Raw genomic sequence first — 23,278 nt, forward strand, 5'->3', positions numbered from 1 at the left:
AAGTGAGATGCAAGGCTACTTGTGGCTAAGGTTTGCTGGAAGGTGGGGATTGCTTCATCGCATCACCAGCTTTATCTTTGCTCATCGCATCACCAGCTTTATCTTTGCTCATCGCATCGCCAGCTTTATCTTTGCCCATCGCATCGCCAGCCTTGTCTTTACTCATCGCATCGCCAGCTTTGTCTTTGCCCATCGCATTACCAGCTTTGTCTTTACTCATCGCATTACCAGCTTTATCTTTGCCCATTGCATCACCAGCTTTGTCTTTACTCATTGCAGGAGAGGCTTCAGGAGCAATTTGATTGTTGCTTGCAGGACTGCCAGAGCAAGCAGTGAGACTAGTGGTTAAGCTTAAACCAGCAATTAAACAAAGTATTTTCCAGTTCATAGTCTTCTTTCATCCTTTGGATAGTTGTTTTTGTGTTGATTCAAGGGAAATTAAGCTACAAGCAGATTCATAAAAGCTATTGAAATAAAGAAGATACCTTCTTGTAGAGAACTCCATCAGACTTTTGCTACTGATGTTTGAGTTATCCCGGAACATCCAAAGTATCTCAGTTATATCTGAGAGTTTATTGAAACGAAGCCATGATTTTCATAAATTTATCCCTTGAGAAAATTTAGTTAATTCTCAGCATTTTCTCAGGTATTCATGGTAGCTCAAAGCTATAGGATTACTATTTGATTTTTGAATGGAATTAGGTATTGTAGAGTGTGTTAGAACGGAGTTCGTAACGCACTATTATCAAGGGTTTGATGCCGTACTCTCTGTGCTAACACATCCTACAGATATTTTCTCCAAATCAAACCGGATTCCTATAGAATTTAATTTAGATATTCTCTCAGCCAAACCTCATTCTGAAGCGAATGAACGCAAGTTAGCATAATAAACAATGTTTTCATTGCACTGATGTTATTGTGATTATGCCCAGAAGACTACATCGTTTAATCCAAAGACTAGCAAGCTACCCAATCCAATTTATTTGTGTAATATTTTGTTATTGAAGAATATCTGCGCTTTGATGCTCCTGATACTAATATTATGGGTAATAAAGGAACAAAGCGACTTTTAAGTACTGGGATATGCGATCGCTAACTAGCAATTAGGGTGAGTAATACTACCCACCCTAACACTTTAACTTGCTACTGCCTCAGCAGGGGCTGCCTCAGCAGCAGTTATGGGTAAATAAACACTAACTTTCTTACGGGTTTTGCCCTTTCTCTCAAACATTACAACACCGTCGATTAAGGCAAACAGAGTGTCATCGCTACCAATACCGACATTGTTACCAGGGTGGAATTTAGTACCACGCTGACGCACGAGAATGTTTCCTGCACGGACAACTTGACCGCCATAACGCTTGACACCCAGACGTTGGGCATTAGAATCACGACCGTTGCGTGTACTACCTGTTCCTTTCTTATGAGCCATGATTTCCTCTTGTGTATCTTCTTATTATTATTCAGCAGCAGTTTCAACTTCTTCGGTAGGAGTCTCATCTAAAACGGGGGTTTCCTTCTCCGTTTCTCCTTCAAAAGCAAATACTTCGCCGTTAAGGGTGATGGAGTCAATCATAAGTCTGGTAATTTCCTGACGATGCCCCCGCTTTTTGCGGGTTTTCTTTTTGGGCTTCATCTTGTATACCAGAACTTTACGACCTCTGTAATGTCGCATTACAGTCCCTTCTACAGTTGCACCTGTCACTAGTGGCTGTCCAATGGTGACTTCGCCATCGTGCTGCACGAGTAATACGGAGTCTATTGTAACTTTTTCATCTGGTTCGATCGCAAGCAGTTCAATATCGTAAAACCGGCCTGGCTCTACTCGTATTTGTTTCCCGCCAGTTTCAATAATCGCGTAGGTCATGGAATTGTCCTTGAGGTTGCCGTACAGGTAGCTGGTTTTTATCTCGTGTAGAGAGCCTTTTGCCAGCTTTTGTAATATGTCTACCTGATCCGAGCAGGAATTAGACAGACAATCTAATATACTATTTTATCAACAGGTGCCAAGTCAAGCTTTTATTTGCCACAAGTCGTCATGGCTAAATCACCCACGCAAAGAATGTAAAATGCATTGATAATTCAAAATCAATGTTATTTAGTTAAATACTGCTTCCATCTTAGGACTGAGTTTTATATATTAGCAGATATATTTAGACTAAAACTTATATTTTCTTATCAGAATCTACACATTTTTCTTCTTTGTTTTAAAATTAAACTTACACTCTTAAATAGTAAGGTTCTTCAGAAAATTTAGTGATTCCATAGGGGTCAAATTACTAGATTGAAACCTGATATTTAAAACAGGAGATAAACTGTCATGACACAGCAAAACGCTACCCGACTTTTTGAAGCCGTAAAAAAAGATCAAGCACTACAGCAAAGACTCAAAGCAACAGCAAATCCAGAAGCCTTCGTTAAAATTGCTCAAGAGCGTGGCTATGATTTTAGCGTCGAAGAACTGGATAGTGAAATTAACAAATTGTCTGAAGAAGATTTAGCCGCCATTATTAATCCAGGATGGGGGAATAGACGGCACATTAATCCTAGATAATTCCTGTTCGAGGAAAGCGAAAATATAGGAACAACTAAATTGACAAGTTTTGCTCCTTAAGGGGATATCGTTGCATCATCTCCTTTAGGGGCATTTTTGTTAAACTAAGTACAGTTTTGCGTAAAATCGTAGCAAATTGAGGGTTGAAATTTAAACGCAGAGGGGCGCAAAGGTAAGCGCAAAGGTACGCAAAGAATTCGCTACGAATTAATGAAATGTTGTACTAAGCAACTCTTGGTATTAGTCATTGGGTATGGGGATTTTTATACTGATCCTCTGTATCACTATTTTTCATTGACTTCCCACCTGCTTAACTCATGAGTTAGGATGACTATATTTTAATCAGGTGATATGGAAAGAATAGAAGTTGAGCAAAGAACTATTTTAATTGGTTTGGCAGGTAGTCACGGCTATGGTTTAAATCGTCCTGATTCAGACTTTGATTATCGGGGAGTATTTATCGCACCCAAAAGGTATTACTTGGGATTTGATCATATAGAACAAAAAGATACTGGTTGGGATGAACCAGGAATATTTCCATTTATTGATGGCAACAAAGACACAGTTATATATGAATTAAGAAAAATACTCCAGTTATTAGCAGGTGCGAATCCCAATGTTTTAGAATTGCTCTGGTTAAGTAACTATCCTTTTTTAAGCGCAGTCGGACAGCATTTAATTAATCATAAGCAGTTATTTTTGAGCAAGAAGGTAAAACATACTTACACTGGTTATGCCTTTGCCCAAATTAAAAAAATGGAAACTCATCGGAAATGGTTGTTAAAGCCACCGCAAAAAAAGCCAATACCATCTGACTTCGCCATAGAAGACGAAGCACCCCTCAGCAAAGATGAGCTAAATGCTTTTCTAGAATATCTTTATAACTTAATCAGAGGACGGATTGAGTTTTTGGAAGAAGCGGAACAATTATACCAATTGCTGACGGCAGATATTGATTTTAAAGGCGTGTTGAAACAATACACTTTGCCAGATGAAACTTTGGAATATACCCAAAAGTTAACCAATAGCCGTAAAGATTTTATCCGTCTGCTTCAGAAAAGTCAAAGTTATCAAATAGCTTTAAGAGAATGGAAAGCTTACTTATCTTGGCAAGAAAATAGAAATCCGGCTAGAGCAGAAATGGAAAGAAAATCGGGTTTTGACCTCAAACATGGAATGCACTGCATTAGATTGTTACGCAGTGGAGTAGAAATATTGCGGCGGGGTGAAGTGATTGTAGATAGGAGAATAGCTGGTGATTTTGGGGATTTAAAAGCTATTTTAAAAGGTGAGTATTCTTATGAAGAAGTGATGAAAAAGGCAGAAGATTTGGTGGCTGAAATGGAAATTGTTTACGAACAATCTACCCTACCTCACAAACCTGATTTAGAGCAAATTAATGAGTTGTGTATGGAATTGGTGGAAATGCAGGGATGGTATTAACAACGCATGTTTTGATTACTTTTAAAGATTTTTGAGTAGCGAATGAGTAGCGATCGCTCTATTTTTGATTCACGCACAAATTATCAAAAATCTGGGCATTCGCCCTTGGTAGCTTCTGGGTGAACGTAATAGCGAAGTACTGTATTTACATCGTCTCCGATCCAATAGGCAACTCTGTCAGGGGAGTTACCAGCCGCGATCGCCCAAGTTGCAAAAGTGTGCCTGGTAGCGTAGGGGTTCAAATAAGGAACTTTTCCCTCATTGGATAATTTCTTCACTACTCCGGTTTGGTTTTTCCCGTCTCGGTTCCAAGCATGGCTCAATGCCGAACTAGTCATAGGACAGCCTCTTTTTGTTGAAAAAATACGGGAATCACCTGATGCTGTTGGCTTCATCGATAGCAATAGTTCATGCAATTTGGCTCCGGCGCTGCACTGGAATATTCTGCTTTTACCGTTCTTTGTGCCTTTCTCTATCCCCAAAAGGTTTTTTGATCTGGAGATGCTGATCTGTAAGCAATCTCTCGAAACATCTTTCCAGGTAAGAGCAAATGCTTCACCATGTCTGCAACCAGTCCAAAAGAGAAACTTTATGAGATTGCTGTAATGACTGCATCGGTCGTCAGACTCAAAAGCTCCGACGATCGCATCTCGCTGTTCAATGGTGAAAGCCCTACAATCATCGGTGTTATTCTTGGTTTTCTTAATTTTTTTGAGGCTCTCAAATGGATTGGCTGTGATAATTCCTTCCTCTAAAGCCCAACGACAGCATTGGTCAAATCGGAGTAAATATTTTGAAGCCATAAACTGGCTTGTGTTCTCCATTAGCCAATTTCTGATTTTTGGCGCGTCTAAAAGTGAGCGAGATGGTAGCCGATCGATAGTTCTGCTTACCACTTTGTAAGTAGAGTAGATAGTGGTTGCTTCTATCTGCCTAGACTGAAATTCTGTAAACATCTCCCACAACTCCCCCAAGTCGCCTTTACTATTTGGGGAAAGGGAATTTAGGGGAGTTGCGATCGCACTAGGACTAAACTGATATCTCTCCAAGGTAGGGTCAAAGCGCCCCAATGAAATATCGGTTGCTATGGCATCCCGACGTAAACGCACAATATCGCGGTTGCGTTTAAGGTCTTTTAACCCCGTAGATATTTGAAATTGCTTAGGAAAGCCTTTGACTCTAAACCGCAGCAAAAGTTTGTCTGACCGTGGATCGGAGCTAATCCACTTATCTTCGGTGTCCATTAGTTGCTTCCCCACCCGCCGCACCGAGGACAGCAGAGCAATTCGCCGTCCTCCTGAATCCACCCACCGCCATTACACTTATTACATAGGGTTGCGTTGTCAGCCTCTGCTGCAAGACACCACCTCAAGGTTGCGTTGTCAATCTTAGTGTCGTCGTAGTCTGGGTCGTCAGCATCTAATGCCCAAAGATGACCGCAGTCTAAACACAACCAGAAACCTTGATTTTCTTCATAGTCTAACGTTGTGGAATCACATCGAGGACAAGTTGTTTGACTCATTGCAGAATTAAAAATTATTTGGAATTTTTAAGTTTTTTAAACCCAGAAAATTTTGTCTACAGTCGCTAAAACCCATTATTAGCAAGGGTTTTAGCCGTCTACAGGCGAATTTTTAAATCTTAAAAATTGTAGGCACTGTAGACGGTCTAAAGTTTAATTAGTGCTTGGGTATTGAGGGTTAGCTGAAATTCTCAAAGTATTTGAGAGATGATAGTTAATTCGCCTACAATCAAGTCTAGACAAGGTGTAGACGGACTGTAGGCAAACTGTAGACATTACTTTGACCACCTCCAGCCGAGGCGATCGCCACTATCTACCACTTCCCCCAAACCCCTCTCAGCAAGGGATTGAAAGATTATCCTGATATTCTCTGGGTCATCTTTCTTAAATTGCTGGCTTGCTTGCTGGAGTACTCGCGCCTTCAAAATCTCCCCTGGATGCTCTTTTCCCCAAGTGAGAATGATCTGCTCATATTCATTGAGGTCTTGGGGCAATTGCATCTCCTCATTTCCCCCGCCGGAGTTTTCCGCCTGCACCGTCGATCCGGTTCCCCAGTTGCTAAGGTCAAGCTCACATGGGCAGTCATCGACCATAAACCGCCTTTTACCACCAGCTTTCAACCACTGCTCTAGTTGAGGATCTTTGAGTTTAGTCCTGGCGTGGTCGCGTCCGAACTGTCCCAAACGCACCAGACAGAAGCAGCTTCGGCTTGATTAATCCATGACCAATCATCTGGTTTAGCGTCGCTGTCGTAGACAACTACACGACCACCGATTTTGGAGGATAGGTACTGGGTAAAGGTTGATTTCCCGTCGCCAGTTCCACCAACTAAAGCAACGTGTTTCTGTTTTTTCTGGATGTACTCAACTGGATCAGTGATTAAGTTCTTTGGTTTCCAGTTGGCATCCAATGCCCCAACGGTAACGGCTAACTGTGCTGTGGGTTGAGTGTTGGCGCGGGCCCACGCTTGGAAGTTGACCCGTGATGCTCGGTCAATATCGCCGAGTGATTGTTGCAGTAATTTGGCTGTTTGGCGATGTCTGCGACCTACTTCTAAAGTCCCGACGGATGCCGCTAGAATCCAGGGTTTTGACTCAGGCTTTTGACTTGCCCCCAGGAACAACAAGCCACAGCTGACAGCTAGACTACCCCAGAATGACCACTTGGCATAGGCGTACATCTGCAAATGTTGATGTAACTGGGATGGGTGTAAATCACTGCTCATATTCCTAGTAAGACCCCCACTGCAACCAACCCAACCCGCAACAGCAGAACATCTCTAATCTCTGGCACTATTTGCCGCAAGTAAAGTGCGACAATTCCAGCGATCGCTAACACCCCCAGTACTCCCAACCGGATAAAACCAGGTATGGGTATACTTACCCAGCAACTACTTAATAAAGCCGGAATCGTAACTGTGGAAGCAAGGGTATAAGCTAAGTCTGGGAGATTGTCTGGGAGTGCGATCGCGTTTATCCACCCTTTTTTAAATTGCTCTAACTTAGATAGCTCGGCTGTACTAGCGACTGGCGAGTAGTGACCCTTATCGCTTGGAACCTCAACGACAATTTTTTGCTCATCTGCCATACTGCACCTCGATTTTGAGGTAGAAAGGGCGGCTCCCCTCCGGTTTGCATAGGGTGACGATCGCAATGATTAGAGCGCCAATGACGCAAATAAGAATGCTTATTTGATTCATTCCTGCTCCTTCTCCTTCTCTCGTATGGCTTTCCAGGTTTCGGGGTAAGTTTTCCTGTGCATCCGCCGAATTTCTGCTTGCACCTCTGGCGGTTGTTTTTTTAATTCTTCAGATATAGCTATAGCCGCAATCAGCCAAGGGCTACGAGTATTTCAGTCATTCTCTCTCCCCCAGTCGCTGTACAAGCCGTATCCACTGGTTTCGGTCAGTCGATCATTGATTCGGTTGATAACTGGGTTATCACTGGCGGGTAGTGGTTTCCCTTGGAGGTAGGCGGTTGAGATTTCGGCGCACTCCTCCTCAGATGCACCATTACCTAGTAGCTGTCCCTCTGGGAAGCCGACATGGTGAATTTCGTTACTGGGATTTGGTTGATCAGTCATATAATCAAAGTGATGTTTAGTTTCTTGGTGGAGACGACATCGCATTGGGGCGATCGCGGATCTGTGCGGACGGCGGCCGCCTTAATAATCAACTTTTGATGCAGTGGTTGAATTGAAGTTAGTCACTAGCCATATCTGCCAAGTTTTTCGCTTTTGTGGGCTGACTTCGATGGGCTGACGGGTATCGAGACAAACCCCGCGCCCATCGTTGAGTTTTACGTAAAGGCTCTTACCTGTTTTGGTTCGAGAAAACAGTTGTCCGGGTGCTAAAGTGTCAAAACCTACTTGAGTTTTCCCAACTACGTATTCAGCCTGGTGAACATCAAAACCCTCAGAAAGTGGATCTGTTGACATTTCTTTCCACTCTCTCGGCTTTCTGGTTTTAGCCTCAGCATTACTGGCTGACTTGCCGTTAGTAGTGGCTCGATCTGTGGTCTGTTGGTCGGTCATAGTGGGTAACGTGTGCCTCGATAATGGGTGATATGTGCCTCACAAGTGGGTCGATAGTAGGTGATATGTACCTCGATATTGGGTGACGTGTGCTTTGTGTTAACTTGAAAACGACATCTGTCTATTTGCTAAAGTATTGCTGTATAAGCATTTCGGTGTTTTTGTCTTTTGGTGCTGCGCTACAATCTCCTTAATTGAAATTTGAACCGGGCGATCGCTTGCGAGTAGTGGTCGCCTTTTTATTTGCACTGCCAACCCCGCGACGCTACGACTTATGGGTGAATGCAGTTACTATCCGGCTTTACTCCTCTTCTGGTTCGGCGGTGATGACGATAGTTACTCTGTTGTCACCAGGGTTAAGGCTGACAAGAAAAAATTCTTGATCGCTGTCCAGGTCTTCAAACGCTATCTCCGAGTCAGCCGGGAATCCTTGTAATTTTTCAATCAAATTTTGAATAGTAATTGTCACGCTGGTTATCTCCTGGGTAAGTTGTTGGCGGTCAAGTTTCCCCTAGCAGGTCTTTGGTATTCGCTCAGTGCTGGCAGGCTGCTATCTCTGCCTGGTTTGTAAAAACTGATTTTCCTTGCCAAAGTAGTTGTAGGCGTATACAACTGAGTATAGTGTAATAGTAGGAGCATGAAATGTAAAGGTTGTGTGCGGATACAATAAGGAGTAGTAGATGGGTACAACAAAAGATGAGAAAACCACTTCACGGAGAGAGGAAGCAGAAGTTAAACCTCTCGATATCGCCAGAAGGAATGGAATTACTGGAAGAGAAGGCCAAAATCTTAGGAATCAGCAAGAGCGAGATCATCGAGCGAGTAGCCAGAAATCAAGTATCTTCAGCTCCGGAACAGCAGTTACTGGGGGAATGCTTGACCACCTGATCGATGAATATTGCAGTCAGGTGGCAATAAAACAAGAGGAGATTGAGCGCCTTAATAATGAGGTAAGTCGGCTCGAAACCAGGGTTCAAGAGTTCAAAGCACTTCGAGCCGAACTGCAAAAACAATTTCAAGAAGCTTCATGACAGCCGTCCTGCCCGCTCTGGCAAGGACGGCTTTTTCATGGATATGTCGCCTACTTTCTGTAGCAGGCGATGCATCTGTGACTATTCGGGGTTGAGTTGCGATCGCTGTTGACTAATACCCAATGACCAATGACCGAGAAACCAACATACCCAAACTTCGACAACCTAGTAAACCAGACAGATGCAGAAATGCAGCGATTGGGCTGGACAGAACTCCAAGGTCGAGAGCATTTGATGAAATATTATGGAGTGCGATCGCGGCTCCTGCTGACCGAAGAGGAGTTAGACAACTTTCTGCTTTACCTGCAACTGACCGATTCCCCAACACCCAATAACCAATGAGTACACAGGAAGAACAGATAAAAGCTGCGATCGTGATTTATGGAGACGAAATAGCGATCATTGACCCAGAAGTAAACGGTGCTACAGAGGTTGCCTGCCGCAATCTACATAAATTTGTCGATTACGTTCAGACCTTAGACCCACTCTTGGAACGCCATGAGGCGATCGTAATGACAGCCGCAATTTTAGACGGACTGCCAGCATTGCTCGAAACAGACCAAGACCTTATTGCTGGGCTAAAAGCCGAGTGTCGGGAATTAAGGAATCATCGCCAATAAAAACCGAACTTCAAATTGCGATCGACCCTTTTTAATAGTAGGAAAAAAACAGACACTCAAAAAAAAAGAGTGATTACCTGAATCACCCCTAAAATCAAATTAAAAATATGATAAATACTTTTGCGCCTCCAACACTTTCACTGAGCAATGTTGATGTTGAAATTACGCTTCTAGGAGCCATTCTACTTGATCCACAAGTAATTTGCAATGTAGCTGAAGTCTTGCCAGCAGAAGCATTTACCGTACAATCTCATCAGAAGATTTATCAAGCTGCTGTCAGCTTGTATAAACAGCAACAAACAGTAAGTTCACTAACAGTTACTAACTGGTTGCTTGACAGAAATTTATACAAAGAAGTTGGCGGGAACAATACCCTGGCAATGCTTGTTAATAACTGTGTTTCATGTGCTAACGCAGATCATTACGCTGAAATGTTAGTAGAAAAACATATCAGAAGACAGTTAGTAAATTTAAGCACAGAGCTAGATCAGAAAGCCCATGAAACAGAGAAACCTTTGGCATGGATTTTAGAGAATATTGAGCAAAAAATGCTCAAGCTTACTCAATTGAGGAACGCTAAAGGTACTGGATACTGGCAGAAAATTGATGACATAGCCTTCGAGCGCCTTTGTAAAGAACTCGAAGATATTGAAGAAGTTGAAAATGCGGCCCAGCGAGATTGGCTGATGAGAAAATTGGCTAAAAAATGGAAGTTTAGCAGCAAAAAAGAAATATTAGACTTCCATGCTAAATGGCTCGACAGCCAGTCAAAAACCCAACTTTATACAGCCAAAGAATACTTTGGTAAGTACGGCAACAGAGAGCAAGATTGGGTAGTCCCTGGCTTGGTTCCCACAGAATCGGTGGTCGTAGCCTATGGCGACGGTGGTGTAGGTAAAACTAGATTTGCTTTCACTCTTGCCAAATATGCCTGCTCTGGCGGTCGCTTCACCTATGACGGCGCAGAAATTGAACCGATGAAAGTCTTGCTAATTGAAACAGACCAAGGGGCCAGGAACACCAGCAAGCTGTTAGAAATGCAAGATTTTTTTGAGGACGAGCTAACCTCGGACAGGTTGTCTATCTGTGAAGAATGGACAGTTGGTGAGTTTGGAAAACTCAAACAGATGCTCAAACAGAATCAACCGCAGTTGGTGATCATCGACTCGCTGATGTCAGTTTCAACCAGTTCAATTTACAGCGAGAACGATACCGAATACGCTCGTCCTATCGTTCGGCTCAGACATCTAGCCCAAGAATTCAACTGTACCTTCCTACTTGTTCACCACTGCAACGCCAACGGAGAGATTCGCGGTACTAGGGCAATTAAATTCTCTTGCGATGAACTGTGGAAGTTAACCCGGCAGCGCAATGAGATTGAAGAATTCAACGCACTGACCATCGAAAAAAGCAGAAGCCGCGGCCCGGGTGCATACAAATTCATGTACGACGATGAAACCTGGGGCTGGAAATTCACGGGACGTTTAGAAGACAGCGCAATATCTCAGGGGGATAATCAAAGCACGAATATTATGTCTCGCTGCATCAAATACCTAAAGCAGCATCGAGGCATCCCCTATGAAGCTCAAGAACTTGCCGAGGAACTTAATCTCAATCGAGACACTGTTAGGCGAGATTTAAAAAGAGGTGTCAACGAGGGACTAGTAAGAGTAGGTAGAAGCCAGCGTGATAAACGTGCTTTAGTTTACTACTGTGGTGCAAGAAAAGAAGTTAACCGATCTGATCAACCTGATCAAAGAAGTGATCAACGGTTGATCACATTTAACGCCTTACAGGGTGAGGGTTCTGGGCGATGTGATCAACTGATCAATGAAAATTTAAAATTTTCAATTGTAAAGACCGAAAAAATTGTTGATCAGTTTGATCAGTTGATCACATCGACCTCTAATCCTGTCGTAGCAATGAATAAAACTGATCAACCTGAACTGATCACTTCTGATGAGTTGATCACTTCTGAGCCAAAAATTGACCCAACCGTTGATCAGTTGTCACATTCCTTAACAATTGAGGTTAATCATTCCTTAACCTCTGAATCAAAAAATCCTCAAAAAACTCTGTCAAAACAGATACACGACCAATCGCCGATCGTCTTACCTTTGATTCAGGAAAAAGCTACTTATTGGAGTGCATCTTTCAAGCGAGAGGTAAAAGTTTTCCAAATTTTTGACGCTCACTCTGAAGCTAGCTGCCAAGTCCCAGAAAAAGGCAGACTTAGCTTGCGCTTCACTGACTTGCAATACTGTGAGCAATCCCCCAGGAGTGATTTCAACGTAGGGGATAAAGTGGAAATTCAGGAGGGCAAGTACAAGGAAACCTTTGCGACCATTACCACCATTAGAGCCGATGGCATCTGGCTAAAATGCGATGATCGCCGCAAGCCACTTGCAAGAGCTTACTTCCCACATCAACTGATGAAGGTTTAGCCAAGCATCGTCATCGCCTTGCATGAAAAATGCGATCGCGTCCCAAGAACTGCGATCGCAATAATCCAATGAGTGAAATAAAGCAGGTGCTATTCTTGCCCAGGCTATCTGCTCCAATTCTGTTTGTCGAACTGGAGCAGTCTGTGGATGGCATCAGTAATATTGCTGTAGCTATTTTTCAATAAAGCTAGAAACATAGTGAAATCCCCCAACAAGAGCGAGATTATGCTTACTTCCAATATGGTTTTACCTGATTATGTCTGTCTTGCTGATGTGGTGAAAAATCATCCCGAACCAAAGCTATTAATCAACGATAATCAGGCAGTAGACAGAGAAATACAGCGACTTCTAGACAACCTAACTAGTGCATTTTCACTAGGGATTAGCTTATTCAATAGCCATTAACAAGTTTCAAAAAGGTGGTTGTCTGGGTGCGATCGCCTTTTTGCAGAATTTTGACAAAAATTAACAACTCAATAATTAAGTATATATGCGGTTTATCTGTGAATAGATTTCTGATTCAATTTCTTGTTTCCCCGTATCCTGACATAGCAAGGCTTGGGCGGCTGAAGTGACAAAACTTAATTTTTGTCTCGAATAGGCATTAATTTATTTTGTAATACCTCTTTAGAAAGGTACTACGTCGTCGCCACTTATCCAGATTGGAATAAGAATTAGATTTTCTGTTGATAACGGTAGCACCTTAACAGCGTTGCAAGTTTCATCAATTTCTAATACTTGCCCTTCGTTGTATATTCCTTCTTCTGATTCATACTCTATAGTTTCTCCAATCGATAAGAAAACTGTGACATTATCCTCATTCTCCTTTGTATACAACATCTCGTCTCTTTCCTGTTAAGTCTACTAAGTTAATTGGCGGAATATTTACACCGACATTTAAGTAAGCATTAGTAAAAGTTACAATTCCCTCTTTCCTTCTAACTGGTAATTCCTCAACTTTCCCTCTGATAGTTATCTTTTCAGGAATAGTACTAACGGGCTTCACTGGCTTACTACCTATTTTCAATAGATTATCATCAACTTTGTGTGATTGAATATCCAGAACTTGCTCAACAATTCTTCTCGCCTCTGCCTGAGTCGTTGTATCTAGCTTAAATTGATATCCTTTTTCAAAGTCACAATAAATATAGGTTTGCTTTGCTTTATGGATTTTAAATGGTGGAGTAGCAAATTTTTGATAAATTTTAGTAGCCAATAATTTAAGGTAATCATCAGTTGCGAAATCAGCTTTAGATTTATTCATCAATCTAAAAGATATTTGCATTGTTAATTTTTCTGTTATTGCACCTTTTAACGGGTCTTTATTTTGTCTCTGATAAAACTTTAAAACTACCTCTGGTTTATACTTCCTTTCCGGCATTTCAGCCGCAGGAGTACCATATATCAATCCCAAGTCTCTACCATTAAATTGTTCATAAGTTGCAAGAGTTTGAATAATTACAGGTTTTAATAATTCTTCACTTCCACCGAGTACTATCCTTTCTTCAGGGTTTTCTCTATTCGGCGTTATTTCCACATATCTTGTATGCCCTAAAACTGGTGTCTTTTCTTTTGCTAGCATCTGCGCTGAAAGATATGTATCTACTGCATTCGCTACGACATACCCAGCTTCAATACATGCCTCGTCTGCTTCCTCTTGTGCTTCCTCTACTAAATTTCGCCAGAAGCCATCAGAACCAAAAGTGTTGTCTAAAAATTCTTCATTAGCACTAGCAAACGACCAAGGCTTACTGCTTTTCGTACCCCAAGCTTCGACTGCTTTTTTTGCATTTTTACCGAATAATTTACCGATAAGATTACTATTGCTTTTGATAAGCTTACGAACATTTTTATAAGTTTCAGTGATTAATATTTGAGTACCTAACCTTAAGGCAGTATTGAATAAAGCTCCTAGATTTTGCATCAATTCTTCTAGTGCCTCTTCTCCTACTTTCGCCAGTACTACCGCACCAAGAGGTTCATTGAAAACAGAAATAACCATCCCCGGTAAAATACCGCAAGCGAGATAACCGAAAGCATTCCCAAGTGTTCCACCTATTTGCCCACCTATGGCATTCCATTGAGCGGTGACACTTGCGTTAAGTTCTTCATCTGTAGCATTCCAGTTAAAATTCCAAATGAATTGCTTTGCAGCTACAAACCAACCCCAGAAAGCAGTCCATGAAAAAGTAAATAATCCTCCTATTTTATTAAGCAAAAAACCACCGAGTGATGCTAATCCGCCTAAAGCCCATCCCAAGAAATTAACAACACCGTTATCATTCTTTTTTTCAATTTTTCCTTCTATTCCTTTGATAATTCTTGAGCCGACGTTAGACCTTATCACCCTAGAAGTAAGTGTTGATAAATCAAGCTTTATTGCCATGTTAAAGGTCACTTGATATTGTGCTTGTAATGTAAGAGAAAATTTCAGCTAATTTTGATTCAAGTAAGTCAAAGCGCATAGAAGATATTTTTAATATGACGCTACAAACCGGAATATTTTCGCTTTCATCTACTGATATTTCTATTTCTGTCATCGCATCACCGCCTACTCTTCCCTGCAAAATAGGTTCATCTCTTGGGGGTGTTTCTGGCTGATTTCCATTCGCCATTTTATTAATTTGATCGAATAGTCTTGCTATTATTGCCGATACTTTAGCTTTCTCAATATCAGTAATAACTAAGTCAACATTTACGCCTACAAAAGTAATAGGCGCTGTTGTGACATCTCCCCCACTTAATAATTTTACTCCTGCTGGAAGAACTACTAACGAATTATCAACGTTTACTTTAATGCTCGCTAATTGAACTTTTGGAATATAATTCACGCCTGGTAATCTAATAACCATTATTCAATCCTCTCTTTTCCGTCGTTCGTGTAATTACCTTTCTCTGTTCCGATTTCTCTAATTTTAGGACGCTCTTTGTAAGGTCTACCCCAAGGATTTACGGTGTCAGTAATGCCAGAAATTTCTATAAATCCTCTTTCAGCTTGCTCTGTAAAATCATTAAAATCACCTTGCTCATTTTCTTTGTGTGTATCCTTAATAGCGTCAGGATTACCAAATAAAGATTGTTTCAAGGATTCAACTGGCTCACCTGTAACTTGTCTCCAATTTTGAGCATTCCACCTTGCAGCCATTGTTTTTAAGAACTTTAAATCATCTTGTAAATCCTTTTTATCGGTGTTCTCATAAGAAACTATTTCAACTTCTTTCTCCTTTAAAGTTTCCTCCAAATTAGCACCACCCGGAGTAAACAAACTAGGAATTTTACGCTTAACTTGCTCTAGCTTGTATCCTAAAAACTCAGCATTAGCTAGTGTTACGTCTAGTGTTTGAGTAGCTAAATTTTTTGTCATACCAGATTCACCCATAGCTTTAATAGCTGTTACTAGAGTTGCATGAGTATCACGTTTCAGTGTAATCACTAAGCCTAATAATTCAGCTAATAATTCAGCTTGATTAGGTAACTCAAGTTTTTGTGTTTGGTTTCCTTCCTTCGTTAAGTCGGTATCTTCTACTTCAATTTTGATAGGATAAGAACCCATCAAAGCGTCTAGTTGTTGCATCTGCCATAGCATTAATTCCGCTAGTGATTCAATGCTGATATAGCTAGGGTTTTGTTTAGTAAAATAATCAGGGACACTAGCAGGCAAATTACCAATTCTTTTAAGTATCAATTTCAGTAAAGCATCATTATTATCGCAAGACATACAACATTTCTTTTTAGGTTTAGCTGGCGGTGGTGGTAAAACTTTATAATCACCACAAAAAACATGAAATTGAGAGCCTACTTTCTCAATGGTTATGTATCCTTCATATTGACTTTCGTTGTCTTCATAATTGCGAAAAAAATCACCATTGCGAGAAAACCAATCTGCACTATAAGTACCCTTACCTGTTGCAAAATAATCATAATAAATCGTTGAATAAGTTAGCACACCTCCCAAGTCAAAAGGGTCAATATAAATAGCTTGAGAGCCATCTATTGGCTGAACAAAACCCGATACATAGCGCTTAATTCCAAAAGTGACTACTTGATTAATCTGATAAGGTGAAGGAAAAGGTAAATTACGATCAATCGCATAATCTTCGTTGTATTCCCAATTGATATTAATTTCAAATTTAATATGATAAGCGTACTCACCACTAGGAAAAAATTCAACTTGTTTTATCCTGATTTTTTTACTATACTCTTCCCACAATACATACTCTTTAGTAAAAAAATCATTAAACCCTTGACGATAAAAAAAAGAATCACTTTGAAAAACAACTATTTGAGGTATTCCGCCGCCTTTAGCATTACAAGCATTTTCAGGAATTTTAGGCGGTAAAAAAGCAGGAAAATCCCCTAATGGTAGCGGTGGAGGAGGAATGCAATTAGGATTACGATAAACAACCTGAAGCGGAGGCAACTTAATAAATCCAAGTGTCCCACTAAATTGAACGCCAAAATTACATTCATCTTGAACAATATCAATATCAAGCGAAACAGGATTTTCTAAATCAATAGGATTACCACCACACCACGGGCTATCAGGATATCTATCGCAATCCATCGGGTCTGCTGGGGTGTCAGGAGTAGCAAAAAAATTACCACCAATACTTACTAAACTTTCTTGAGGTTCTTCTGGTTCATAAACTGCAAAGGGTTCACTTGGTTTTTTGCCTTTGCGAGGATATTTATGTACAAATGGTTTATTAGATAACATTTAAATTAAAAATCTGCATTTGGATCAACTACACTAAAACGTGCATCTGAAGAGGGGTAAATTATCCATTTCTCTTGTTCCGTGTACAAAAGCTTTCCGCCACGATATTCATTATTTACAGAAACAACTTGCGCCGATCGAACGCTACCAAAAATAGGATTATTGCCAGCATTGATATATACTTTATTACTGCTATTATTCTTGCTGCATATAATTTCTACTTCGTTACCTTCTACTGGATTAGGTGGTAAAGTTAGTGTAAAATTAGTAGTTGCATTATCTATTTTTGCGAATATTCTATCTCTATTTGTTAGTGTATAATTTGCAATTTTAATCTGTAAAGGCATTTCATCATCTCCTATTGGGTCTGGTGGTGGTGTTGGTGTTGGTGTTGGTGTTGGTGGTAATTCACCTGTTAAATTAATAATTACTGGTTGCAATGGTGGTTCTTCGATTATTATGTGCCGTCTCACGTTAGCATAAGCTACAACTTTGTCATTATTTTGCAATAATCCATACTCTACATTTTTTATTTGTAACCCAATCATTGAATTATTGTAAGGATTCAGGTCTAATATTTAGGAAGCAGGGATGGGCGAGACAGAGAATTATTGGAATTAGCCAGCAGTGCTTGTGCAAAAAAATCAATCACAGACCTACCTTGACGGCGGCAGGTTTGCACCACAGTCAACAAATTGGCAGTATGTTGAAACCGCTCCATTGAACGGGAACCACCGCTAACCTTACGTTTGGTCACAGCCAAACGAAGCGTTCGCGAAGCGTGTCCGAAGGACTCTCGTTCAGCAAGATTGTTATCAGGAGGGACTTCAGGGTAGTCAAGAAAATACCACCATTGATTTGCTTTATCGCGCAAAGAACGTAAAAGCTGGCCTGCCGTTGCTCCTGCCTTCTCAATCCACTGATTGAGTGAGGAGTGCAACTTAGCTTTGAATTGATTGACCCAATCGTTATAACTACTTGAATCAAGAGTCTTAAACCCGAAGAGCATAGCTCCTAAAGGCTTCATCAATTAAATCAACAAACACTTCACCAATAGCTTGGTTGTGAAGACCTGGAAGTATAATTAGTTTTTTGAAGTGACGACGTAGATGTGCTAAACATTTTTGCTGGGCAACAACTTGATAGCCATTGTAAACACTAAAATCGTCACTGCTGAGTACCCCTACATATTTAGCCCCTAAAATCGTTTCTAATTCGGATCGTGAACGAGTGTCAGCCGCAGTAAACAGGCAGAAATCAGAATTGGCAACTACCCACAACCATTCTTTGATTCCTTTAACTGACCAAGGCGTTTCATCCACATGAATATTAGGTTGTGTCTGTTTTATCCAACTGCTCAATTCATTAATACTTGGTTCAATCGCTGTTTGAATTCGTTCATTGGTGGCGACTAAAGTTCCTAACCCAATTTCAATTTGACCCAATTCCCATAACATTTCTTGCTGTTTTTCATAAGGGATATGTGCATAATTATTTGCCCATCCCAAAAACGCTTGCAGTCTGATTCCTATATCTTGTCCCGGTACTATTTCTGGCGACCAGTCTGCTGTTTGTGTTGACCCACACTGGCTGCAAATGCATGTATGTCTTTGATATTCTACTATTTCAATTGGCCTCTCCACTAACTGCGCTACTGGCTGTGTTTCGATTTTTATTGGTTCGCAACGAAATTCTCTGTTACCACAGCAACTACACACTTGCGGTCTTAATGTCTCAAACCTATCGACTCTCCCAAACCCTTTTCTTGTTTTTCCCGGATGCCCTGGTTGCCCTCCTGGTTTTCGTTTTGTAGCCTCGTTCTGTTGTGATTGCTCTTCAAGCTTGTTCTCGGTTTTTTTGAGAAGGTCTCCCGATGGTGGTTTTGATGATGTTGTGCTGTCTAAATCTCTACTGACCTTGAGTTTCTCTACTTTTTCTTCTAGTTCTAAAATTCTGGAGTTCAGTTTCTGTATGGCGATCGCCTGCTCAACAATCATGTCCACCAGTTGTTCCGGAGCTAACTGGAGAAGGGTTTCACGCTCTAGTTTTAGAGGCAGGTCTTTTCCCATAATTCTGATATTCACCCTCAGATGTCACACTTGTCAATACCTCTTGACCTGAATCCTTACGAATTATTGCCTAGCGTATGACTTCCTAGTGAATATTCTCTATATGGGTAGGGGTCGCTATTTAATAATGAATAAGCTGCTATTTTTTGCCAATTTAAAGTATCATCAATGTTCACCATAATATCGAGTTGAATTCTTGGAGATTGCCATTCTAAATTAATTGCTGCTAATAATTGTTTTGATTCAGTATCCTCTAATTCAAAAACTGGAAATGGAACCGGAGGCAATGAATAAATCCAGGCAACTGCTTTTAAATTTTCGATTTCCAAGTATTCATCAATTAATTTATATCCCGGCTTGCTGTAGGGAATATATTCAAAAACTGGTACAACGTTATTGCTCGAATTTGTGTCGAGTGTTACGCATAGTTTTTGTTTAACGATTAGAGTATTTATACTCATTGTAGTTATGCACTATTACAAAGCATTTTTCTAGCATCTTAACCTACTAGAAGAATGCTGCAAAGAACCTTTTTAAAGTACTTGACGAAGCCGTGAAAAGATTGCTAGATATGTGGTGTACCCGTTTTAATAAAAAGTAAAAACATGGCTGCTGTTGATGATTTGACTTTCAGTAGACCGAAAAGTTTTCCAGAAGCGTTACCAGTCCTTGATCTGGGCTTTGGAATAGCAGGAGCCGAAATCAGCTTCTAAGGAGCGTTTCAAGAACTTTTGTTCTAGGCAGACTTAAGAGCGATCGCAACTGGCTATGATTGCTAGTCCCAAAACCGACGGCTGAAACCCTCATTGTTTCGTCAACTTCCAAAAGTTTTCGATCTACTGACTTTTACTGATATTGGCCCCCAAATAGGTGATACTACCCTTCGTACTTGGTGGAATAGTTTACCAGCGCTACCGGATGGCATACAAACTGCTGAAATGTTTGGGACTTCCAAGAAATAAAATATACAACTAGTAAGAATGATAATCATTATAATGAGGGGAGGTCTTGGGTTGCCAACGGCAACCCAAGACCTCACCTTATACACATGGAAAATCTGCACTTTCCTGGCTTGACTGAAAAGTGCTATTTGATTATTAATTATAGCTAAAGAAAACTTTAATAACTATTTTTTTAACCTATGTTGCTCCATAGTGAATATCAATAAACCATTTCCCTAAATCTGGGAAAGTTTCATGGGTTGAATCAGTCAAACGCTTAATTTGCTCCTCAACTTTTGACATAGCTTCAAATGTTCAGCTTAACGCCTAGCTCATAAGTTTCAGTGACTAGTTTAACAACAGGATGTTTGCCATTCCAAGTCATATTCTTAGCAAAATTTAAAGCAGCTTCTACTTCATCTAAAATGCTCCCATTCCAATAATTTTCTAGTACAGCCCAAGTCCGTTCGATAGGATTATATTTACTATGATAGGGAGGGTAGTAAGCTAAACGTAAATTCAGTTGATATTTCTGAGAAAATTCAACTATTCGTTTCATGAATTGTGTACGCCGAAAACTATTTTCTCCTCCATTATCTTGATTAATAAGCAGAGTTTTTATTTCGGGAAATCGCCAACTTTCTGATGACCAAAAATCTGCTAAAATATCAACGATAAAATCACTCGTTACTTTTGATTCTGTAAAATATAAAAATAACTCGTCAAGACCTGGAAGAAATATGCCATAAGGAGTCACGCTTGTTTTAGGGTGGAAGTCATGGTCATCAGTTTTTGTCGGCGCTCGATTTCTACCACCACGGTCAAATGACCCGATATTGACACGAGCTTTTGCATCCAAGCTTAAACGTAAAATACTTGGATCTTCTATTGCTTCTTGATAAACTATAGCTAATTGCTCAAAGATTGCGTCAGTTTCAGGAATTTTTTTTGAGGTTGAATTTTGGCAACCCGTTTGAGGCGATATCCTAAACCATTTAACTTAACACGAATTGTTTCTGAAGTTGGTAAGTCTTCATCTGCATAACCAAATTTCTCAATTAATTGATGTCTGACTTCCGCAGCACTCAGGCGCGTGTAAAGCCTTTGACTTTTAAAACTTGGATCTATTTGACTTTGACCATCTACCAAGTTTTTGATATCTGATAAAAGATTTGGTAGATGTGATTCGGCTTTATAACGTCCTCGATCTCGATAATTATCTACACAAGTAATACCACTAGTTAATTCTTTAATTCCTTTACTAATTGTGACACGATTCCATCCTAACTCTTGCTCTGCTTTCAACTGTCCTCCATGTCCTAATGCTGCAACTGTTTGTGCTAGAAATTTACGCTTGGCCGAACCCTTTAATTGCTCGGCAGTTTCCTTCAACAAGTTTTTCAATGAATCGGTTAATTGTATTGACACCTGAAACATCCCAAAATCGAATCATCATTGAATTTACTACAAATTGGGGTGGGATAGGCTGCCAACGGCAGCCTATCCCACCCCCCTAACAATGATTATCATTCTTAGTAACTGTATATTTTATTTTCTGGAAGTCCCTATATGCCCCGATTTTTGTGCTTTGAAAAGAGGCAAAACAGCATGAGTAGCATATAGCAGTCCTAGTACGTTGAGGTCAAACGATCGCCGCCAATCTGAGCTATTTCCTGCTTCAATGGTTCCTAGTAAAGCAATCCCTGCATTATTCACAAGAATATCAACCCTTCCCAATTCTGCATTTGCCTTTGCCACCAAATTATTTACCTGGGTTTCGTCAGTTACATCAGTAACAATGGGTAATGCCTTGCCACCACTAGCTTCAATACGTTGTGTCAATGCCTGAATGCGATCGCCACGCCTAGCAGCCAGCACTACTGTTGCTCCAACTGAAGCCAAAGCGATCGCAGTTGCTTCTCCAATTCCTGCTGAAGCCCCAGTGATAATTGCTACTTTTTCATCTAATTTACCTGTCATTTATCTAACTCCTTAGTAATTGATAGTATTAGGTATTAATTATTCCTTTTCTGCTCCCCCTGCCTTTTAGTAAGGTGCTATTCTGACTACTTGTTCAAGGCGATCGCAGCAGATGCTTTATTGATCAAATAGATGAATTGAAAAATTCAAAGGCATCGATTTCTCAATCGGTAAGACTGGCTTTTCTACTTGTCATATATTTGGTAGAGTACCTAGATATTCTTAACTCCAGACTCGTTCAACTACATTAACAATAATGTTGAATAAAATACGGTAATTCGATAGATTTGTTGTATTGATACTAGTAAGCAAACTATCATAGACAACTCCAAGAAGCAAGCTCTAGAGGTTTTCGTATAAGCAATGGCTCAAAAAGTTGCCTTATCTCGATTTGCATTAGCATTTATTGCAGGCTTTGTGTCTGTTTTGCTATTTCACCAAGGTGTATTAGCCTTGCTACATGCAGTGAATTTCGCGCCTCGCGCCCCCTATGCAACTGCACCGACACAACCATTAGGAATCCCACAAATTTGGTCAAGCGCATTCTGGGGAGGGATTTGGGGACTGATTTGGGTAGCCGTCGCGCCTCGTTTTCGGCATGATAAAAGCTACTGGTTAGCTGCATTAGTATTTGGTGCAATTGTCCCGACCTTAGTGGCTTGGTTTGTGGTCGCACCACTCAAGGGTCAGCCCATCGCTGGAGGCTGGAAACTTGCAGGAATAGTGACAGGTTTATTGGTTAATGGTGCTTGGGGTATTGGAACTGCCGGGTTGCTGAGATTATTTTCTAGAGAGAAGTTGTTTAACAGCTAGACTTATTAGGAACTTCTACCAGTTTTTCAAGAGACTCGCCATTTGTTTGGCAAGCCTCTAAAGTTATTACCCAGAAGTTCCTGGCTCAATCCGCGCTCCAAGCTGAAGAACTCGTCCAAGATCATCAGCGTTACGCCAGGTTTCAATTATTTTCCCGTCAACAATCCAATGAATGAAGATAGCCGTGAACGTTTGTTCTCGGCCATAGCTAGGTATTCCAAAGAAAGTTTCCTGAAGGCAGGTATTAGTTGCACGCACCACTACTTTGTCACCTTCAGCAATTACATCTTCAATTGTCCATTTCTGCTGGATAGCCCCAAATGAACCAAAAAGTTTGCGTACCCCATCTGGCCCCGGAGGAAGCCCAGGTAAACCACCGTGCATCCTCCAAGTTGGGGCAGTCATCTCGCAGATATCTTCAATCCGATGCTCGCTAATGAGTTCTATCCACCGTCGAGCAATTATTTTGTTGTCTTCAATGGCAGACATTGCTACTCCTTTTTTACTTAAATTAAAAATAGTATTTATTTATCGTTGATTAACTGTCGGCTGAGTGTTTTAATCGAATACCCAAGGGTACAAGGAATTTTTGGGACAAACGATAGCACAGCA

At 40.7% G+C, this 23,278-nt stretch carries 31 protein-coding genes and 2 pseudogenes; 10 read left to right on the forward strand and 23 right to left on the reverse strand.

Translation table 11 applies throughout. The features are described from left to right. Positions 1-25: 25 nt before the first annotated feature. The gene (locus CDC33_RS09310; RefSeq protein WP_109008241.1) at positions 26-388 is read right to left on the reverse strand and encodes a hypothetical protein; all 363 of its coding nucleotides are present in this window, start codon (positions 386-388) and stop codon (positions 26-28) included. Between the two features lie 304 nt (positions 389-692). On the opposite strand from CDC33_RS09310, the gene CDC33_RS09315 reads away from it, so the two are divergent. Next, positions 693-887: a hypothetical protein gene (locus CDC33_RS09315; protein WP_109008242.1), complete on the forward strand. Its 195-nt coding sequence runs from the start codon at positions 693-695 to the stop codon at positions 885-887. A gap of 248 nt (positions 888-1,135) precedes the next feature. Here CDC33_RS09315 and rpmA read toward each other — a convergent pair whose 3' ends face one another. Together rpmA and rplU are read right to left on the reverse strand one after the other, a co-directional pair. Continuing rightward, entirely contained in the window at positions 1,136-1,432 is a 297-nt protein-coding gene (gene rpmA / locus CDC33_RS09320) for a 50S ribosomal protein L27 (protein ID WP_099099325.1), read from the reverse strand. Between the two features lie 27 nt (positions 1,433-1,459). Further along, positions 1,460-1,867 (reverse strand): 50S ribosomal protein L21, encoded by a 408-nt coding sequence (gene rplU / locus CDC33_RS09325; protein ID WP_109008243.1) that lies wholly within the window; start codon positions 1,865-1,867, stop codon positions 1,460-1,462. A gap of 453 nt (positions 1,868-2,320) precedes the next feature. Between rplU and CDC33_RS09330 the strand changes: the two genes are divergently transcribed. Both CDC33_RS09330 and CDC33_RS09335 read left to right on the forward strand, forming a co-directional pair. Then, complete coding sequence (locus tag CDC33_RS09330) at positions 2,321-2,554, forward strand: Nif11-like leader peptide family natural product precursor (RefSeq protein WP_109008244.1); 234 nt, start codon at positions 2,321-2,323, stop codon at positions 2,552-2,554. 351 nt (positions 2,555-2,905) lie between these two features. Beyond that, positions 2,906-3,997 (forward strand): nucleotidyltransferase domain-containing protein, encoded by a 1,092-nt coding sequence (locus CDC33_RS09335; protein WP_109008245.1) that lies wholly within the window; start codon positions 2,906-2,908, stop codon positions 3,995-3,997. An 83-nt stretch (positions 3,998-4,080) separates the two neighbouring features. Here CDC33_RS09335 and CDC33_RS09340 read toward each other — a convergent pair whose 3' ends face one another. The 9 genes from CDC33_RS09340 to CDC33_RS38510 all read right to left on the reverse strand — a co-directional run bounded on the left by CDC33_RS09340 (position 4,081) and on the right by CDC33_RS38510 (position 8,520). Beyond that, complete coding sequence (locus CDC33_RS09340) at positions 4,081-5,241, reverse strand: site-specific integrase (protein ID WP_109008246.1); 1,161 nt, start codon at positions 5,239-5,241, stop codon at positions 4,081-4,083. Beyond that, a complete protein-coding gene (locus CDC33_RS09345) occupies positions 5,241-5,519 on the reverse strand; it encodes a hypothetical protein (protein WP_109008247.1) in 279 nt (92 codons plus the stop codon). The genes CDC33_RS09340 and CDC33_RS09345 overlap by 1 nt, the downstream gene beginning before the upstream one ends. A gap of 275 nt (positions 5,520-5,794) precedes the next feature. Next, complete coding sequence (locus CDC33_RS09350; protein ID WP_146195792.1) at positions 5,795-6,208, reverse strand: hypothetical protein; 414 nt, start codon at positions 6,206-6,208, stop codon at positions 5,795-5,797. Further along, the gene (locus CDC33_RS09355; RefSeq protein ID WP_109008249.1) at positions 6,148-6,744 is read right to left on the reverse strand and encodes a hypothetical protein; all 597 of its coding nucleotides are present in this window, start codon (positions 6,742-6,744) and stop codon (positions 6,148-6,150) included. The genes CDC33_RS09350 and CDC33_RS09355 overlap by 61 nt, the downstream gene beginning before the upstream one ends. Continuing rightward, entirely contained in the window at positions 6,741-7,106 is a 366-nt protein-coding gene (locus CDC33_RS09360; RefSeq protein WP_109008250.1) for a hypothetical protein, read from the reverse strand. Before CDC33_RS09360 ends, CDC33_RS09355 begins: the two co-directional genes overlap by 4 nt. Then, on the reverse strand, positions 7,096-7,218 hold the full coding sequence (locus CDC33_RS41175; protein WP_280524403.1) for a hypothetical protein: 123 nt from the start codon (positions 7,216-7,218) through the stop codon (positions 7,096-7,098). Before CDC33_RS41175 ends, CDC33_RS09360 begins: the two co-directional genes overlap by 11 nt. Before the next feature lie 152 nt (positions 7,219-7,370). Continuing rightward, a complete protein-coding gene (locus CDC33_RS09365) occupies positions 7,371-7,601 on the reverse strand; it encodes a hypothetical protein (RefSeq protein WP_109008251.1) in 231 nt (76 codons plus the stop codon). A gap of 81 nt (positions 7,602-7,682) precedes the next feature. Continuing rightward, on the reverse strand, positions 7,683-8,051 hold the full coding sequence (locus tag CDC33_RS09370; protein ID WP_109008252.1) for a hypothetical protein: 369 nt from the start codon (positions 8,049-8,051) through the stop codon (positions 7,683-7,685). Between the two features lie 301 nt (positions 8,052-8,352). Next, a complete protein-coding gene (locus tag CDC33_RS38510) occupies positions 8,353-8,520 on the reverse strand; it encodes a hypothetical protein (RefSeq protein WP_181373947.1) in 168 nt (55 codons plus the stop codon). Positions 8,521-8,810: 290 nt separating this feature from the next. Between CDC33_RS38510 and CDC33_RS41615 the strand changes: the two genes are divergently transcribed. The 5 genes from CDC33_RS41615 (at position 8,811) to CDC33_RS09390 (ending at position 12,146) form a co-directional block, all read left to right on the forward strand. Further along, complete coding sequence (locus CDC33_RS41615; protein ID WP_369694384.1) at positions 8,811-8,939, forward strand: ribbon-helix-helix protein, CopG family; 129 nt, start codon at positions 8,811-8,813, stop codon at positions 8,937-8,939. Continuing rightward, positions 8,924-9,082: a hypothetical protein gene (locus CDC33_RS41620; RefSeq protein WP_181373948.1), complete on the forward strand. Its 159-nt coding sequence runs from the start codon at positions 8,924-8,926 to the stop codon at positions 9,080-9,082. Before CDC33_RS41615 ends, CDC33_RS41620 begins: the two co-directional genes overlap by 16 nt. A gap of 129 nt (positions 9,083-9,211) precedes the next feature. Further along, positions 9,212-9,424, forward strand: a complete 213-nt coding sequence (locus tag CDC33_RS09380; RefSeq protein ID WP_109008254.1) for a hypothetical protein — start codon at positions 9,212-9,214, stop codon at positions 9,422-9,424. After that, complete coding sequence (locus tag CDC33_RS09385) at positions 9,421-9,702, forward strand: hypothetical protein (protein ID WP_109008255.1); 282 nt, start codon at positions 9,421-9,423, stop codon at positions 9,700-9,702. The genes CDC33_RS09380 and CDC33_RS09385 overlap by 4 nt, the downstream gene beginning before the upstream one ends. 107 nt (positions 9,703-9,809) lie before the next feature. Further along, positions 9,810-12,146 carry a DnaB-like helicase N-terminal domain-containing protein gene (locus CDC33_RS09390; protein WP_109008256.1) on the forward strand — a complete coding sequence of 779 codons (2,337 nt, stop codon included), beginning with the start codon at positions 9,810-9,812 and terminating at the stop codon, positions 12,144-12,146. A gap of 10 nt (positions 12,147-12,156) precedes the next feature. Here CDC33_RS09390 and CDC33_RS39780 read toward each other — a convergent pair whose 3' ends face one another. Further along, entirely contained in the window at positions 12,157-12,300 is a 144-nt protein-coding gene (locus CDC33_RS39780; protein WP_219930009.1) for a hypothetical protein, read from the reverse strand. A 71-nt stretch (positions 12,301-12,371) separates the two neighbouring features. Between CDC33_RS39780 and CDC33_RS37735 the strand changes: the two genes are divergently transcribed. After that, positions 12,372-12,551 (forward strand): hypothetical protein, encoded by a 180-nt coding sequence (locus CDC33_RS37735; RefSeq protein ID WP_146195793.1) that lies wholly within the window; start codon positions 12,372-12,374, stop codon positions 12,549-12,551. A 222-nt stretch (positions 12,552-12,773) separates the two neighbouring features. Here CDC33_RS37735 and CDC33_RS09395 read toward each other — a convergent pair whose 3' ends face one another. From CDC33_RS09395 to CDC33_RS09435, 9 genes and pseudogenes are all read right to left on the reverse strand, one after another. Then, positions 12,774-12,986, reverse strand: coding sequence for a hypothetical protein (locus CDC33_RS09395; RefSeq protein WP_109008257.1), 213 nt, complete (start codon positions 12,984-12,986; stop codon positions 12,774-12,776). Continuing rightward, positions 12,964-14,532 (reverse strand): hypothetical protein, encoded by a 1,569-nt coding sequence (locus CDC33_RS09400; protein WP_109008258.1) that lies wholly within the window; start codon positions 14,530-14,532, stop codon positions 12,964-12,966. The genes CDC33_RS09395 and CDC33_RS09400 overlap by 23 nt, the downstream gene beginning before the upstream one ends. Position 14,533: 1 nt before the next feature. Next, entirely contained in the window at positions 14,534-14,998 is a 465-nt protein-coding gene (locus tag CDC33_RS09405) for a hypothetical protein (protein ID WP_109008259.1), read from the reverse strand. Further along, a complete protein-coding gene (locus CDC33_RS09410; RefSeq protein ID WP_109008260.1) occupies positions 14,998-16,863 on the reverse strand; it encodes a hypothetical protein in 1,866 nt (621 codons plus the stop codon). The genes CDC33_RS09405 and CDC33_RS09410 overlap by 1 nt, the downstream gene beginning before the upstream one ends. 5 nt (positions 16,864-16,868) lie before the next feature. Next, the gene (locus CDC33_RS09415; RefSeq protein WP_109008261.1) at positions 16,869-17,411 is read right to left on the reverse strand and encodes a hypothetical protein; all 543 of its coding nucleotides are present in this window, start codon (positions 17,409-17,411) and stop codon (positions 16,869-16,871) included. Positions 17,412-17,434: 23 nt separating this feature from the next. Beyond that, positions 17,435-18,932 (reverse strand): annotated as a pseudogene (gene tnpC / locus CDC33_RS09420) (IS66 family transposase). Between the two features lie 56 nt (positions 18,933-18,988). Beyond that, positions 18,989-19,393 (reverse strand): hypothetical protein, encoded by a 405-nt coding sequence (locus tag CDC33_RS09425; protein WP_109008262.1) that lies wholly within the window; start codon positions 19,391-19,393, stop codon positions 18,989-18,991. Positions 19,394-20,071: 678 nt separating this feature from the next. Then, positions 20,072-21,295: pseudogene (locus CDC33_RS09430) on the reverse strand (ISAzo13 family transposase). A gap of 126 nt (positions 21,296-21,421) precedes the next feature. Further along, positions 21,422-21,853 carry an SDR family NAD(P)-dependent oxidoreductase gene (locus tag CDC33_RS09435; RefSeq protein WP_244919186.1) on the reverse strand — a complete coding sequence of 144 codons (432 nt, stop codon included), beginning with the start codon at positions 21,851-21,853 and terminating at the stop codon, positions 21,422-21,424. Between the two features lie 363 nt (positions 21,854-22,216). Between CDC33_RS09435 and CDC33_RS09440 the strand changes: the two genes are divergently transcribed. Next, positions 22,217-22,666 carry a hypothetical protein gene (locus CDC33_RS09440; RefSeq protein ID WP_109008263.1) on the forward strand — a complete coding sequence of 150 codons (450 nt, stop codon included), beginning with the start codon at positions 22,217-22,219 and terminating at the stop codon, positions 22,664-22,666. Between the two features lie 66 nt (positions 22,667-22,732). Here CDC33_RS09440 and CDC33_RS09445 read toward each other — a convergent pair whose 3' ends face one another. Further along, on the reverse strand, positions 22,733-23,155 hold the full coding sequence (locus CDC33_RS09445; protein ID WP_109008264.1) for an ester cyclase: 423 nt from the start codon (positions 23,153-23,155) through the stop codon (positions 22,733-22,735). Positions 23,156-23,278 lie beyond the last annotated feature (123 nt).

It is taken from the genome of Nostoc commune NIES-4072 (assembly GCF_003113895.1).
GTDB classification, from domain to species: domain Bacteria; phylum Cyanobacteriota; class Cyanobacteriia; order Cyanobacteriales; family Nostocaceae; genus Nostoc; species Nostoc commune.